This window comes from Streptomyces sp. NBC_01618 (genome assembly GCF_045209435.1).
GTDB lineage: Bacteria > Actinomycetota > Actinomycetes > Streptomycetales > Streptomycetaceae > Streptomyces.
Genome location: NZ_CP109297.1, coordinates 5,513,741 through 5,528,068 on the forward strand (window position 1 = coordinate 5,513,741; position 14,328 = coordinate 5,528,068).

Sequence of the window (14,328 nt, forward strand, 5' to 3'; positions counted from 1 at the left end):
ACGGGTCAGCCCGCCCCGCCCGGCCGGCCCGGCCGCACGGTGATCAACGCGTTCTCCACCGCACGGGCCATCCCGAGCAGCGGGACGTCCGCCCCGCGCTCCGCCACCAGATGGAGCCCGACCGGGCAGCCGTCCGCCGTGAATCCGGCGGGCACACTCGCGGCGGGATGGCCGCTGAGGTTGAACGCCCAGGTCAGGGCGGTCGAGTAGAGCTCGCCCGGGCCGTCGTGGCCGTGCGGGCGGTTGGGGGTGGTCGGGGTGAGCAGCAGCGGAGTACGGGCGAACAGGGCGTCGAGCCGGAGGTCGTTCTCGCGCCGGATCTCCGCGGCGGCCAGGGACGGCTCCCCGCTCCGGACCGCCTGCCACGCCTCCCGGGGGTCGAGCAGCTCGCACGTACGGTCCACGAGCCGCACCACCCCGGCGGCAACGAGCCGCTGCACCGCGTGCCGGACGACCGACTCGACTTCCGGGTCGACCTCCGCGTACCCCAGACGGGGGCTGAACACAGCAGGGAGCGGAAGGATCGGAAGGTTCGGAAGACGAGGAAGGCGAGGAAGGTTCGGAAGGCGCGGAAGGTGCGGAAGGTTCGCCGCCGCCGGGACGCCCGCCGCCGTCGTCGGTTCGCAGCCGCCCAGAACGTAGCGCAGGTACGTCTCGGCATGAGCCGCCGAACGGGTCAGCACCCCGGCCGACGCGAGACCGGAGCGGTCGGGGGAGGGCAGCAGGCCGTTCGTGGTCTTCAGCCCGAACACCCCGCACCACGCCGCCGGAATCCGTACCGATCCCGCCCCGTCGCTGCCGGTCGCCAGCTCCACCAGGTCCGCCGCGACCGCCACCGCCGAGCCGGCCGAGGAGCCGCCCGGCGTGCGGTCGGGGCGCCACGGGTTGACCGTACGGCCGTGGGCGCCCAGCCCCCAGGTCTGCCAGGGCGTACCGGGGCCCGGCACCGAGGTCGCGCCGACCGGGACACCACCGGCCGCGATCAGCCGCCGGGCCGCGTACGAACGGATACCGGTCCGCCCCTTGACGGCGAACGGCATCCCCTCCAAGGGGAGTTGACGGGCCCGTTCCGCGTCGGCGAGCGCCCTTGCGGGCCACACCTCGATGAACGCGCACAGGCGCGGATCCTCCCGCCCGATCCGCTCCAGCGCCCGGCCCGCCTCGCCCGCATCCGCCACGCGGTCAGTCTCGCAGGGCCGCCTCCATGACGGAACGGGCGATCGGGGCCGCGCTGCCGCCGCCGCTGATGTCGGCCCGGTTCGCGGCGGCGTCCTCGACGACGACGGCGACCGCGACGGCCGGCTGCCCCGCGTTCGGCGCCTGCGCCCAGGAGATGAACCAGGCGTAGGGCCTGCCCGAGTTGTCGATGCCGTGCTGGGCGGTGCCGGTCTTGCCGCCGACCGTCACCCCGTCGATCGCGGCATTGGACCCGGTGCCCTGCTCCACGACGTCGACCATCATCCGCCGCAGCTGCGTGGCCGTGCGCGGGTTCATGGCCCGGTGGTAGGTGCGCGAGCCGTTGCGGTGGACGGTCGAACCGCTCTTCGTGGTCGTACGGTCCACCAGATGCGGGTACTTGAGGTCGCCGCCGTTCGCCACGGCGGAGGCCACCATCGCCATCTGGAGCGGTGTTGCCGACGTGTCGAACTGCCCGATCGACGAGAGCGCCAGCTGGTCGTCGCTCATCTTCGTGTCGAAGTTGCTCTTCGCGACCCCCGACGGGATCTTCAGCCCGGTGTCGTTGAAGCCGAACTTCTGCACGGAGTCCACCATGCCCTTCAGCCCGACGCGCACCCCGAGTTCCGCCATCACGGTGTTGCAGGAGACCCGGATCGCCTCGGCGAGCGGGGCGTTCTCGCAGCCCTGCGCCTCGTTGGGGAGCGTGGTCGTCGTACCGGGCAGCACATAGGGGGACGGGGTGTCGGTCTCGGCGTCGGGATCGGTGACGACGCCCGCGTCGAGCGCCGCAGCCGCCGTCACGATCTTGAAGGTGGAGCCCGGCGGATACGTCTGCCGGAGCGCCCGGTTGAGCATCGGCTGGCTCTTTGCCGCGTTCAGCCGCTGCCAGGCGTCGGTGACGGACGAACCGGTTCCGGAGAGCCGGCCGGGATCGTACGAGGGGGTGGAGACCAGCGCCAGGATCCTGCCGGTCGACGGTTCGACGGCGGCGACCGCGCCCCGCCGCCCGCCGAGTCCGTCGTAGGCGGCGCGCTGCATCGAGTCCTTGATGGTCGTGACGACATTCCCGCCGGGCTGCTGGCTGCGGGTGATCTCGTTCCACAGCGGGAACGGGGCGAGCATCGAGTCGGTGCCGGACAGGATGCCGTCCTCGGCGTGCTCGATCAGGGTCGTGCCGTACGTCTGCGAGGCGTAGCCGGTCACCGGCGCGTACAGCGGGCCGTATCTGTAGGTGCGCTCGTACGTGAGCTGCTCGCCGGTGTTCCGGGAGCCGGTGACGGACTTGCCGCCGACCAGGATGTTGCCGCGCGGCTGGTGGTAGCGGGCGATCGTGAGGCGGCGGTTGGCGGGGTTGTTGTCCAGGCTGTCGGCGTCGAGGACTTGGATGCGGGCGGCATTCAGCAGCAGCGCAACGAGCAGCAGAAGCAGGAGCGCGGCGGCCCGGCGGATGTAGCGGATCACGCCCTGACCTCCGGGGCTCGTGACGGGTACGGGATCGCGGTGCGCGGGTACGGGATCGCGGTGCGCGGGTACGGGATCGCGGTGCGCGGGTACGGGATCGCGGTGCGCGGGTACGGGATCGCGGTGCGCGGGTACAGGATCGCGGTGCGCGGGTACGGGATCGCGGTGCGCGGGTACGGGATCACAGTTCGTCCTCCGTCACCGGCGCGATGATCCCGGTCTCCACCTGGCCGGGGTGCGGTCTGCGGGCCTGGTCGCTCACCCGGATCAGCAGCGCCACGATGATCCAGTTGGTGACGACGGACGAACCGCCCTGCGCGAGGAACGGCATCGCCATGCCCGTCAGCGGGATCAGCCCCATCACCCCGCCCGCGATCACGAACACCTGGAGCGCCAGGATCGAGGCGAGACCGATCGACAGCAGCCGCCCGAAGGGGTCGCGCAGGGCGAGCCCGGCGCGGTAGCCGCGGGCGACGAGCAGCGTGTACAGCAGGAAGACCGCGGTCAGCCCGGTCAGGCCGAGCTCCTCGCCCGCCGTCGCCAGAATGAAGTCGGACTTGGCGGCGAAACCGATGAGGATCGAGTGGCCGAGCCCCAGCCCGGTGCCGAGCATCCCGCCCGCGGCGAACGCGAACAGCGACTGGGCCAGCTGGCTGGGACCCTGACCGGCATTGATGGAGGCGAACGGATCGAGCCAGTCCTGGACCCGGCTGTGCACATGCGGTTCGACGGAGCCGACGGCGAACGCGCCGACGGCGGCGAGCAGCAGACCCACCGCGATCCAGCCGGTCCGGCCGGTCGCCACGTACAGCATGATCACGAAGAGGCCGAAGAAGAGCAGGGACGTACCCAGATCGCGTTCCAGGACCAGTACGCCGACGCTGAGCAGCCAGATCGCCACGATCGGGCCGAGCACCCGGCCGGTGGGGAGCTGGAGTTTCCAGAAGGTACGGCCGGTGTAGGCGAGGGCGTTGCGGTTCGCGGCGAGGTAAGCGGCGAAGAACACCGCGAGCAGGATCTTGGCGAACTCGCCGGGCTGGAAAGAGAATCCGCCGACCCGGATCCAGATCTTGGCGCCGTTCACCGCCGGGAAGAAGATCGGCACGATCATCAGGGCCAGGGCGGTGGCGACCGAGAGATAGCCGTACCGCTGGAGCACCCGGTGGTCGCGCAGGAAGACGACCACCGCGATGAAGAGCGCCACGCCGAGCGTCGACCAGATCAGCTGGGTGGGGGCCGCTTGGTCCTTCGGGGTCTCCAGGTCGAGCCGGTAGATCAGCACCAGGCCGAGACCGTTGAGCAGTACGGCGATGGGCAGCAGCAGCGGATCGGCGTACGGGGCACGTAACCGGACCGCGAGATGAGCGACGAGGGCGAGCAGCCCCAGGCCCGCGCCGTAACCGGCCACATCGGGCGGGACCGCGCCGTTCCGGGCCAGGCCGACTGCGGCGTAGCCGTAGACGGGGATGAGGACGGCCCCGATGAGGAGCAGCAGCTCGACTCCGCGCCGCTTGGGCAGACGTAGATCGGGCGGGGGTGCGTCCGCCGTCGTTGCGGTCATGCCACGCAACGTAGCAAGAGGTGGTGTCTATTTCCCTTATGTCATAGCGGGTATGTCCGTCGGGATGAGGGGCCGACAACCGATGCAGGCGTGCCGGCCGGCGTGCCCGGCAGACGTGCCAGGCCGATGCGCCAGGCCGATGCGCCAGGCCGATGCGCCAGGCTGATGTGCCCGGCCGATGTGTTCGTGCGGTCTGTCCGGCGGCGGGCGTCGGCGGTCACGGGACGCTGAAGCACCGTCACCTCAGCGCTGCCGCCCGGATCCCGGATCGTCCCGGCGCTCCGCCGACTCGTCGTCCGGTCGTGCGTACGCGGGAAGCGTCAGCCGGGCCACCGCGCCACCGTCCGGGGCGTTGCGGAGGACGAGGTCGGCGCCGATGGCCGCGGCCTGCCCGACGGCGATGGTCAGCCCGAGACCGTGTCCCTTGCCGCTGCCCTCGGTACGGAACCGCTGCGGACCGTCCTCCAGCAGATAGTCCGGAAAGCCCGGTCCGTGATCGCGCACGGTGACCGTCGGCCCGTCGACCGTCAGCACCACCGGGGGGCGGCCGTGCTTGTGCGCGTTGGTGATCAGGTTGCCCAGCACCCGTTCCAGGCGCCGCTTGTCGGTCTCGACGCGCACCGGCGCCCGGGGCCGCCCCGGGCCGGTGTCCACGAAACGGATCCCGGTGTCCGTTCCGGACGCGCGCACCACGCGTTCGACGAGCGGCGCCAGTTCGTGCACATCGAGTTCGACCTGTTCGGTACGGGCGTCCAGCCGGGAGATCTCCAGCAGATCCTCCGTCAGCGCCCGCATCGCCCGGACCCGGTCCCGCACCATCTCGGACGGGCGCCCCGGCGGCAGCAGTTCGGCGGCGGCCGACAGTCCGGTCAGCGGAGTGCGGAGCTCGTGTGCCACGTCCGCGGTGAACCGCTGCTCGGTCAGCAGCTTGCGCTGGAGCGTGGACGCCATCGTGTCCAGCGCCCCGGCGACGATCGCCACCTCGTCCTGCGGGCGCGAAGGGTCCGCCGTACGCGGGTCGCCGACGCGGGCGTCGAGGTCGCCGGCACTGATCCGGCGCGCCACCCGGGCCGTCTGGTGCAGCCGCCGGGTGACCCGGGTGACGGCGAACGCGCCGACGAGGACGGTGGCGCCGGTGGCCAGCAGGGAAGAGCCGATGATCGCCCCGTCGAGGTCGTTGATCGTGCGGGCGCTCTGGCTGTAGTCCACCTGCGTGGCCAGTGCGCGGCCGTTGACCGGAGCCGCCGCCCACATGGCAGGACGCCCGTTGTGATCGGCGACGAGCGTGCCGCGCCGGCCGTGCGCGGCCAGCGCGCGCAGGGAGGCGGGCAGCCCCGGCGGATCGATGCCGGAACCCGGCGGGAGCTCCTCGCCCGCCTCGTACGCGGTGCTGACGTCCGCCAGCCGCGACAACGCCTCCTCGCGCGCCTGCCCGACGGTCGCACGCGTCACGTCGGTGTGGACCAGCACGCTCAGCAGTGCGGCGAGGGCGCAGCACATCACGGTGATGAAGACGGCCGCCTTCCAGGTGAGCGTCGCGGTCCAGGAAGGCATCCGCGGTCCGCGCCGCTCCCTGCTCCGCTGTCCGGGCCCGCCCCGATCGGCCCCGTGTCGCCCGGTCCGGTGCCGTCTCATCGGCGCTCCGCGGACACACCGACGGCCCCGAGGGCCGCCGCCGTGCGGCACCGCATTTGGCACTGCGGACGCATGACAGCCTCCTTCCCATGGCCCATGCCTCATAGACCTTATTCGGAAGGAAGTCTGTTATGCCCATTTGGTGCTGGTCAGTGCTGGTACGGATTCTGGCCCTGTCCGCCCGGCGCGTATCCCGGCTGCCCCTGCGCCGGTGCCTGTCCCTGCCCCTGCGCCTGCCCGAACGGGTTGCCGTTCTGCGAGGCGGCATGCTGCGCCAGCAGCTGTTCGGCCTGCTCCTTCGGGATCTGCTGCTCCCCGCCGCAGAACGTGCACTGCGTCGCGAACTTCGTCGAGAACGGGAACAACGGCACGAAGAACAGCGTGAACTTGGTGACCCGCTTGCGCAGCGTGTGGGCGGCCGGATTGCCGCACCAGCCGCAGACAATCGTCAGGATGGCCAGTTGGTACAGATAACCCCGCGTACCGAAAATGATCACGTTGTGGGTCCCTTCCCCGTATCACCCAGAAGAGCCTGCCGACAGAGCGCCAGCAGCTTTTCGTCCTCGTATGTGTCGTGGCTGCCGTATCCGCCGTCCATCGCGTTGTGACGGCGTACGGAGGCGAGTTCGGCGCGCAGCGCGTGCGCCATGTCCGACCCTGCACCAGCGACCCCCGTCCGCGCCAGGGCTTCCGCCACCCGGACCCGAACATGACGATGCTGCTCCCAGGCCGTCAGGAGCACCGGCACGGACTCGTCGGCCCGCCCGGACACGTCCCACAGCGCGACCGCCGCGTCCACCCGCAGCCACGGCTCCTCGTGTCGGAGCAGCGCGCGCAGCCGGGGCGCGGTCACCGCCGCCCACGTCCCGAGCCTGCCCAGCGCGTTCACCGCGGAGCGCCGCTCGTGGACGCGCTCCGCCTGGAGGCCCTCGATCAGTACCGGCAGCACGGCGTCGGCATCCCCGTCGACCGCCCACAACGCCTCCGCCGCCTCGGTCGCCGAGGTGGACCCGGGACGGCGCAGCAGCGTACGCAACTCCGGTACGGCACTGTGCGCGGCGGGCCCGAACGAGCCGAGCGCCCGCAGCGCCGCCGTACGCAGCCACTCGCCCCGGTACTCCGGCGCGCCGCGCAGCACCCGCAGCACCTCCGGCGTCGCCTCGCCCGCCCGCAGCGCGGTCAGCCCCGCGAGGAGCGGGCCCGCCAGGTCGTGCGCCGCCTCGTCGAGACGGACCTCGCCGAGCCTGCGGCGCAGCGCCGTGGCCAGCGGGGCCGCCGCCGCGCCCAGGTGGCCGATGGCGAACCCCACGTCGTGCGGCACTTCGGGCCGTTCCAGCGCCGCGGCCAGCGCGGGCACGGCTCGCGCGTCACCCAGCCGGGCCAGCGCCTTCACCGCACTGCCGAGCCCCGCGGGGCCGCTCGGCCAGTCCTGCACCCAGGCATCGGGGTCCGCCGCCACCCGCGCGGCCAGCGCGTCGGCGGCGGGCGCGGCCAGCCCGAAGAGATCCTCCAGCACATGCGCGGCCGCTCCGGCCAGCCAAGGCTCCGGCGTGGCGAGCTGCTCACCGACGAGCCGGACCAGCTCCTCGTACGAGCCGCGCCAGACCCGGATCAGCCCGCTGCTCATCCGCAGCGCGTCGATGCGCTGCCGCCGGTCGGGGCTGCGCAGCTGGTCCGACAGCAGCGCCGTCCGCTCGGCGACCCGGTCGTCCAGCCCGACGTGCAGCGTCCGCAGCAGATCCGCCGTCCAGGGGGCGGTGCGCCCCGAGGTCTCCTCGTCGGACAGCGCCCGCAACTGCCCCACCAGCGTCACCGGCGCGGCCCGCTCCTCGGCGGGCGGCTCCCCGGCCCCGGCCGACTCGGTGTGCGCGTCGAGGGCCGCGACCGCCTCGGCCTGGGTGGCGGCCGCGCCGGTCCGGTCGTCGGCCGTGGTGGCCGCCCCGGACCTCCGCGCGGGCGCGGAGCGCAGCTGCCGCAGCAGCCCCGTCACCACCCGTACGACATCACCCGGCAGCGCGTCGGGCGCGCACCGCGCCAACTGGGCCAGGGCGGCCAGCCGCAGCCCCGGCGGGAACCCCTCACCGGCGAGCCGGGACAGCCAGCCGGCCGTCTGCCCGGCCAGCCCACGGTGGCGCAGAGCGACCCGCCCGGCGGCCTCGACCAGGGCGAGCCGCACCTCCTCGTCCATCTCCACCGGCAGCCGTTCCCGCAGCAGCGCGAGCACCCGCGCCGGGCGGTTGTGGAGGGTGGCGAGCGCCAGGGGAGCGGAGAGCCGTACCCCCGGGTCCTCGTCGGCCATCAGCTCGCAGAACACCCCGGCGCCCGCGGTGACGGCCGTCGCCGCCATCGCGTAGTTCGCCGCGCCCTCGATCTCCTCCTCGTCGATCTCGTCCTCGTCGTCCCCGTCCAGATCGATGCCGCCGATGCTGGTCAGCAGCTCGACGATGCTGCCCCGGTCCTGAATCCCCGGATCCACGACCAGCTCGAACAGAAAAGGAATGGAGGCCAGCGTGCAGGCGTACACATCGCCCTGGTGGTGAACGGCCCCGTACATACCGTCCAGCGCCGCCTCGCGCTCTGCCGGATCGTCGGACGCGAGGCCCCGCAGCATCTCCGGCACATCATCGGCAGGCCCGTAGGCATGCTCCATCGAGGCCCAGTCGACCTCGTCGATCCCTGCGAACACGCCATCGCCTCCCCACGCAACTCCACGAAGCAGTGTCTGCGAGGAGTGTGCACCACGGTTCGGACGCTCCGCCCTGCGCATGCGGTCTTTTCCTTACGGACATGACAAGATCGTCCGCCATGCGGTATGTGGCCGCAGGGGCGAATTCCGGCCGCCTCGACGGCCCGTACGACACGCCTCGCGCTCCGGCCCCGAACTTCGTGGCAGACCACCGTGCTGCTCCGGCCCCAACCTCGTGGCAGACCACCGTGCTGCTCCGGCCCCAACCTCGTGGCAGACCACCGTGCTGCTCCGGCCCCGAACTTCGTGGCAGACCACCGTGCTGCTCCGGCCCCGAACTTCGTGGCAGACCACCGTGCTGCTCCGGCCCCGAACTTCGTGGCAGACCACCGTGCTGCTCCGGCCCCGAACTTCGTGGCAGACCACCGTGCCGCTCCAGCCCCGACTCCCGTGGCAGACCACCCGCGCCTGCCGCGGAGCACCACTACCGCTACCGCGCGGTCGGCAGCGGTTGCGCCTGGTCCGGATCGTTGAGCGGCCCGAGCAGATCCCCATGCCGCTCCAGCCGCGCCGCCATGTCACCGGCCAGGAAGACCAGCGTCCCCGGCGTCCGGCACGCCTCGATCTCCGCCCAGGTGACGGGCGCCGAGACGGTCGGTTCGGGCCGGGCGCGCAGCGTGTAGGGGGTCGCGGTCGTCTTCGCCGCCGCGTTCTGGCTGAAGTCGACGAACACCTTCCCCGGCCGCAACGCCCGCGTCATCCGGTGCACGACCTGCTCCGGAAGCTCCCGTTCCGCCTCGACGGCCAGGTGTTTCGCGTACGCGGACACCCGATCGGCGGGGGTCGGCTCCAGTGGTACGAGCAGGTGCAGCCCCTTCGACCCGGAGGTCTTCCCGTACGCGGACAACCCGTCCGCCGCCAGCCGCTCGCGCAGCCACAACGCCACCGCACAGCACTCCACGACGGTCGCGGGCGCACCGGGGTCCAGGTCGAACACCATCCGGTCGGCGATCCCGGGCGCTTCGGCCCGCCACTGCGGAGTGTGGAATTCCACCACCAGGTTGGCCGCCCACATCAGCGAGGCCAGATCCTCCACGACCACCTGCCTGGCCTGCTTGTCCTCCTGGTGCGGCACCGGGGTGGTCCGTACCCAGGACGGCGTACCCGGCGGCGGATTCTTGGTGAAGAAGAGCTGCCCGTCCGGCCCGTCCGGGTAGCGCAGGAAGGACACGGGCCGGCCGCGCAGCTGCGCCAGCAGGGCTTGTGCGGCGGTGGTCGCGTAGTAGTGGAGCACCTCTCCCTTGGTGGTTCCCGTGGCCGGATACAGCACCTTGTCGAGGTTGCTGAGCGCCAGCCGCCGCCCCTCCACCTCCGTGATCGGCGTCATACGATAAGAATCACATGTTTCATGGATCTATAGGTATCTATGCGGACGCAAGGGGTGAACGGTGAGGTCCATTTGGAACGGCGCCATCTCCTTCGGGCTGGTCAGCATCCCGATCAAACTGGTCAACGCCACCGAGAACCACTCGATCTCCTTCCGTCAGATCCACCTCGCCGACGGCGGCCGGATTCGCTACCGGAAGGTCTGCGAGATCGACGAGGAGGAGGTCACCGCGGCCGAGATCGGCAAGGCGTACGAGGACGCCGACGGCTCGGTGATCCCGATCACCGACGAGGACCTCAGCGCGCTGCCGCTCCCCACGGCCAAGACGATCGAGATCGTCGCCTTCGTGCCGGCTGCCTCGATCGACCCGCTCCAGATGGACGCGGCGTACTACCTCTCCGCCAACGGAGTACCGGCGGCCAAGCCGTACATCCTGCTGCGTGAGGCGCTGAAGCGGAGCGAGAAGGTCGCCCTGGCGAAGTACGCGCTCCGCGGCCGCGAACGGCTCGGCATGCTGCGGGTGGTCGACGATGTGATCGCCATGCACGGCCTCCTGTGGCCGGACGAGATCCGCAGCCCGGAGGGCGTCGCCCCGGACGCCGAGGTCAAGGTCCGCGACGCCGAACTCGACCTGGCCGACGCGCTGATGAACACACTCGGCGAGGTCGACATGGACTCGCTCCGCGACGACTACCGCGAGGCGGTCGAGGAACTCATCGCGGCGAAGGCGGAGGGCCGGAGCGTGGCACCGGCCCAGACGGCGGAAGCCGGCGGCAAGGTCATCGACCTGGTCGCGGCGCTGGAGAGCAGCGTCCGGGCGGCGAAGGCGGCTCGGGGCGAGGAGCCGACGGCCCAGTCCGAGGAAGCACCGGCGAACGCCCCCGTGGCCAGGGTCACTTCGCTCGCCGGCCGCAAGAAGTCGGGCGGAACGGGAGCGAAGAAGAAGGCCACCGGGTCAGCCAAGAAGACGGCCGCGAAGAATTCGACGCCGAGCAGGGCGCCCGCCAAGAAATCCGCCGCGCGGTCGACGACGAAGAAGTCGGCCGCCAAGTCCTCGGCTGTCCCGGGGACTTCGGGGATTTCCGCATCCGCCGCATCCTCCGCGTCCTCGGTTTCCTCGGCGAAGAAGTCCACCGCGAAGTCGGGCGCCAAGTCGGATGCGAAGCCGAAGCCGACGCCGAAGCCGAAGCCGACGGCGAAGAAGGCATCCCCCCGCAAGCGCGCCTCGGCCTGACGAGGTTCACAGAGGGAGTGCGGAACGGCGCGAATCCGGTCGGCCTGAAACCGCTCATCCGCCGCACGTATTTCCGGGCCACGGAAAAACTCTGACAGCCCTGTCAGCAGGGTAATTTGACGAATACGCCGCCATTGCGAAACAGGGGTTTCGTGTGCGGGTGGTACGGAGACCGTGAGAGAAAGGCGGAGGCCTGTGAATAGGACTCTGATTTCCGGTGTTATCGCCGGGGCATGCATGATGGCAGCCTCGGTTGTCACAGGAGCGGCGCCGGCGAGCGCCAACCCCAATGATTGCCCCAATGGTTACGTATGCGTGTGGGGCGACAGCAACTACGAGGGACGTTTCCTCTTCGTGCCGGGAACGAACCGTGCCAACGTCGGCAGCACGATGAACGATCTGACCACCTCCCTCTGGAACCGCACCGGTTCCCGGGTCTGTTTCTACGACAACGACAACTACGGCGGATCGGTCCTGGCGATCGTGAGCCCGGGCGAATCGCGCGGCAATATCGGACGGACAGCCAACGACCGAATCACCTCATGGCGAGCCTGCTAGGACCTGTCTGACGGGTCGGTGACGGCCGGGGCCGGTGCGGCGATGATTACCTGCACCGACGACAGATCAAGCACACGATGTCGTCGGACACGCCCTGGCACTCGCGCCGTAGATCTCGCGGAACAACTGGCCCTTCGGTCACCCTGGCGATCACGTGCCGCGGCACACGCCTGATTCCCGGGAGAGGGGCCGGTCGGCTCCGCCCGGTACGAACGGCTGCCCCGGAGCAGCGGCTCCGGGGCAGCCGGGGTGCAAACCCGTACGTCAGCGCAGACGGTACGAGTTCACATATCCGGGCGCCGGTGTCCCGACCCCCGTCACGTCCTCGTACCCCTTGACGGCGTACGGCACCTTCGATCCGTAGGCGCTCGGCAGCGACGACGCGGTCTTGGAGCCGAAGTACGAGGAGAAGGGGCCGGAGTTGCGGAACACCGCGTCCGGCGGCGGCAGCGTCTCGTCGTGGGTCGACTTGTGCGGCGCGTTGTCCAGGCCGGAGACGGCGAGAACGGCATCGCTCAGCGCGGCGGGCGCGGAGGCGGTGGAGGCCGGGGCGCAGTAAGTGTGCCCGTCCTTACGGTAGTTGCGCAGCTGAGTGCCGAACGCCCGCTCGGTGGCGGCGACATCACCGGTGGCCGACACGTAGTGCTGGTTGGCTCCGGTGACGGTCAGCCCGTTCGACTTCAGCCACCGGCTGACCTGGTCGATCTGCTGCTGCGTGGCCCCGAACCGGGCCTGCGCCTGCTCGGCGCTCAGATACTGCCCGTACGAAGCGGACTGCGGGTCGGACACGGCGGCGGCGCAGGTGGCCAGCCCCTTCGCGTCCCGCCCGGCCAGAAGGTGTCCGCGCTGTGCTCCAGGCCATCCGTACAACGGGCCCTGAGGTCACGGGAAGCGAGCGCGCCCTGATACGCGCCGACCTCGCGCAGAACCTTCTCGCCCTGGGGCGTGAGGTGCTTGAGACGGTCCCGGACCGCCACCCTGCAAGGCCCGGGCACCACGAACGGCGCCGCCAGCTCCCGTACACCACCCACCACAACACCCCCTCCCACGAGACCGGACACCTGCTACCCAGCCCAAGGAGCACCAGCCGCCAAGGTCACCCATTCGGCCCCAGAACCCCCGTTCCCACCCCATGAAGCCGCCGACAGGACCCACTCCTGCTCACCACAACGCACTTCAGCTCAGCAAACCGACAGCAGCTCACAACCCCTCATGTAAGGGGCATGCATTCACCAAGAATCGACCAAGTGAGCGTGACGATGGGGTACTTGGCGTGAATTCTCCGAGATCACGCACGAGGCGTATCGCACTCCTGTGCGCTACCGACCCGGGGAACCCGGCACCGGTGCCTGTCGGTGCCTGTCGGTGCCTGCCGGTGCCGAGGGCGAGGGCGAGGGTCACCCGAGATCCCTCACGAACGCCTGCCAGGCGCCCCGCCCGAAACCGATCACGGGCCCGGCGGGGCGCTTGCTGTCGCGGACGGGACGAGGTGGGGGAGGTTGGCGGCGATCTCGACCCGGGCTCACCGCTCAGGGCCGCGCTTCACCGGCACGCTGTACCTGCCGGCCGTCGGGGAGCTGATGGTGATCGGTGAGAGAGGTGGGCCGACGGTCGACAAGGCACCCCGTCGGCCCGATGCACCGCCATCCGCGCCGCCGAGGGTGCGACGACCGGGCCGTGGGTCACTGCGGGGCGGCATCCGCGTGCGCCATGCCGGTCTGAACCGGCCGGGCGGCCGGTGCGGACACGCCATGGCCGGATCGGCACCGTTGCCTCGCTTGCCCGGTCGAGTCGGCCCTCGTCATCTCGGATCGACGGCTGCGGGAAACGCCGACTGATCACCGACCGCACGTCTCCGCGCCTATGCTCGCTGGATGGAGCAGAGCGAAGTGGTGAAGCGTGTGGTGGGAATCCTCACGGAGGCGGGGGAGATCCGTCGGCTCCTTGAAGAGAACATCGACCGTGACGACGTGGAAACCGATTCGAGCGTGGTGACCGCGCTCCTGAACGAGACGATGCCCCGGATCACGATCCCCGAGGACGCCTCGATCGAAGAGGTCGCGGTCCTGGTCGGCCGGGAGGTCGGCGGTGCGGTGGAGCAACTGGTCGGCGCGTTCACGCTGGCCTTCGCGATGCTGGCCCAGGTGCACGACTCCGGACAGACGGACGTGTCCTCCGCCGACGTACTGCAGGATCTGGCGCTGCGAGCGGAACAGATCGGTTCCGGCGGACCGGACGACCCGGACTCGTAGGCCGTGCCACCGAACCGGCGGTCGCGCGCAGGCTCGTCGACCGGCGACGGTCAGACCTTGATGACGGTGACGAGCCCGCCGCACAGAACGGTGAGGTCCTCGGGATCGGGAGGCCGGCCGGTCACCTCGCGATCGCGCGGCACGGCCTTGGCCAGTGCCTCCAGGGCCGGCGTGCCACCCGGCGCGGCAGGCGAACGCGTCACGAGGCACTCGCCGCGTCGGCCTGCTGCTGCTCGCGGGCACGTTGCAGCTGATCGCGCTTGGCCTGGATCTCCTTTTCGCTGACCGGGCCGTGGTCGGCCTCGGCGACCGCGATGAGCTCGTTCAGGTTGTCCCGTTCGATCCACACCGGCGGCCAACTTTCCAAAAGAAGTT

At 71.0% G+C, this 14,328-nt stretch carries 13 protein-coding genes and 3 pseudogenes; 3 read left to right on the forward strand and 13 right to left on the reverse strand.

All coding sequences use genetic code 11. The features are described from left to right. Positions 1–5: 5 nt before the first annotated feature. The 8 genes from OH735_RS25710 to ligD form a co-directional block, all read right to left on the reverse strand. The gene (locus tag OH735_RS25710; RefSeq protein WP_406383917.1) at positions 6–1,178 is read right to left on the reverse strand and encodes an amidase family protein; all 1,173 of its coding nucleotides are present in this window, start codon (positions 1,176–1,178) and stop codon (positions 6–8) included. Between the two features lie 4 nt (positions 1,179–1,182). Continuing rightward, positions 1,183–2,640, reverse strand: a complete 1,458-nt coding sequence (locus tag OH735_RS25715; RefSeq protein WP_406383918.1) for a peptidoglycan D,D-transpeptidase FtsI family protein — start codon at positions 2,638–2,640, stop codon at positions 1,183–1,185. Further along, positions 2,637–2,825, reverse strand: a complete 189-nt coding sequence (locus OH735_RS25720) for a hypothetical protein (RefSeq protein ID WP_406383919.1) — start codon at positions 2,823–2,825, stop codon at positions 2,637–2,639. Before OH735_RS25720 ends, OH735_RS25715 begins: the two co-directional genes overlap by 4 nt. Beyond that, on the reverse strand, positions 2,822–4,201 hold the full coding sequence (locus tag OH735_RS25725; RefSeq protein ID WP_406383920.1) for an FtsW/RodA/SpoVE family cell cycle protein: 1,380 nt from the start codon (positions 4,199–4,201) through the stop codon (positions 2,822–2,824). The genes OH735_RS25720 and OH735_RS25725 overlap by 4 nt, the downstream gene beginning before the upstream one ends. 243 nt (positions 4,202–4,444) lie before the next feature. Next, positions 4,445–5,755 carry an ATP-binding protein gene (locus OH735_RS25730; RefSeq protein ID WP_406383921.1) on the reverse strand — a complete coding sequence of 437 codons (1,311 nt, stop codon included), beginning with the start codon at positions 5,753–5,755 and terminating at the stop codon, positions 4,445–4,447. A gap of 230 nt (positions 5,756–5,985) precedes the next feature. Continuing rightward, on the reverse strand, positions 5,986–6,333 hold the full coding sequence (locus tag OH735_RS25735) for a zinc-ribbon domain-containing protein (RefSeq protein ID WP_406383922.1): 348 nt from the start codon (positions 6,331–6,333) through the stop codon (positions 5,986–5,988). Further along, positions 6,330–8,522 carry a HEAT repeat domain-containing protein gene (locus tag OH735_RS25740; RefSeq protein ID WP_406383923.1) on the reverse strand — a complete coding sequence of 731 codons (2,193 nt, stop codon included), beginning with the start codon at positions 8,520–8,522 and terminating at the stop codon, positions 6,330–6,332. Before OH735_RS25740 ends, OH735_RS25735 begins: the two co-directional genes overlap by 4 nt. A gap of 490 nt (positions 8,523–9,012) precedes the next feature. Then, positions 9,013–9,909, reverse strand: coding sequence for a non-homologous end-joining DNA ligase (gene ligD / locus OH735_RS25745; protein ID WP_406383925.1), 897 nt, complete (start codon positions 9,907–9,909; stop codon positions 9,013–9,015). Positions 9,910–9,970: 61 nt separating this feature from the next. On the opposite strand from ligD, the gene OH735_RS25750 reads away from it, so the two are divergent. Together OH735_RS25750 and OH735_RS25755 are read left to right on the forward strand one after the other, a co-directional pair. Beyond that, entirely contained in the window at positions 9,971–11,143 is a 1,173-nt protein-coding gene (locus tag OH735_RS25750; protein ID WP_406383927.1) for a Ku protein, read from the forward strand. A 195-nt stretch (positions 11,144–11,338) separates the two neighbouring features. Continuing rightward, complete coding sequence (locus tag OH735_RS25755) at positions 11,339–11,701, forward strand: peptidase inhibitor family I36 protein (RefSeq protein WP_406383928.1); 363 nt, start codon at positions 11,339–11,341, stop codon at positions 11,699–11,701. Between the two features lie 327 nt (positions 11,702–12,028). Here OH735_RS25755 and OH735_RS25760 read toward each other — a convergent pair. The 3 genes and pseudogenes from OH735_RS25760 to OH735_RS25770 form a co-directional block, all read right to left on the reverse strand. Continuing rightward, positions 12,029–12,535 (reverse strand): annotated as a pseudogene (locus tag OH735_RS25760) (protease pro-enzyme activation domain-containing protein); the annotation flags it as partial. Next, positions 12,535–12,732 (reverse strand): annotated as a pseudogene (locus tag OH735_RS25765) (IS200/IS605 family accessory protein TnpB-related protein); the annotation flags it as partial. The pseudogenes OH735_RS25765 and OH735_RS25760, both read right to left, overlap by 1 nt. Positions 12,733–13,098: 366 nt before the next feature. Continuing rightward, on the reverse strand, positions 13,099–13,227 hold the full coding sequence (locus OH735_RS25770; RefSeq protein ID WP_406383930.1) for a DUF397 domain-containing protein: 129 nt from the start codon (positions 13,225–13,227) through the stop codon (positions 13,099–13,101). A gap of 348 nt (positions 13,228–13,575) precedes the next feature. On the opposite strand from OH735_RS25770, the gene OH735_RS25775 reads away from it, so the two are divergent. After that, positions 13,576–13,953 (forward strand): hypothetical protein, encoded by a 378-nt coding sequence (locus OH735_RS25775; RefSeq protein ID WP_406383932.1) that lies wholly within the window; start codon positions 13,576–13,578, stop codon positions 13,951–13,953. A gap of 50 nt (positions 13,954–14,003) precedes the next feature. Here the strand turns inward: OH735_RS25775 and OH735_RS25780 are convergent, their stop codons facing one another. Both OH735_RS25780 and OH735_RS25785 read right to left on the reverse strand, forming a co-directional pair. After that, entirely contained in the window at positions 14,004–14,156 is a 153-nt protein-coding gene (locus OH735_RS25780) for a hypothetical protein (RefSeq protein ID WP_406383934.1), read from the reverse strand. Then, positions 14,153–14,296 (reverse strand): annotated as a pseudogene (locus OH735_RS25785) (CopG family transcriptional regulator); the annotation flags it as partial. The pseudogene OH735_RS25785 and the gene OH735_RS25780, both read right to left, overlap by 4 nt. Positions 14,297–14,328: the final 32 nt, after the last annotated feature.

Bases quoted from the DNA above. Each gene is read 5' to 3' on its own strand.
- OH735_RS25725 (WP_406383920.1), bottom strand. From the start codon at position 4,201: ATGACCGCAACGACGGCGGACGCACCCCCGCCCGATCTACGTCTGCCC.
- OH735_RS25730 (WP_406383921.1), bottom strand. From the start codon at position 5,755: ATGCCTTCCTGGACCGCGACGCTCACCTGGAAGGCGGCCGTCTTCATC.
- ligD (WP_406383925.1), bottom strand. From the start codon at position 9,909: ATGACGCCGATCACGGAGGTGGAGGGGCGGCGGCTGGCGCTCAGCAAC.
- OH735_RS25775 (WP_406383932.1), top strand. From the start codon at position 13,576: ATGGAGCAGAGCGAAGTGGTGAAGCGTGTGGTGGGAATCCTCACGGAG.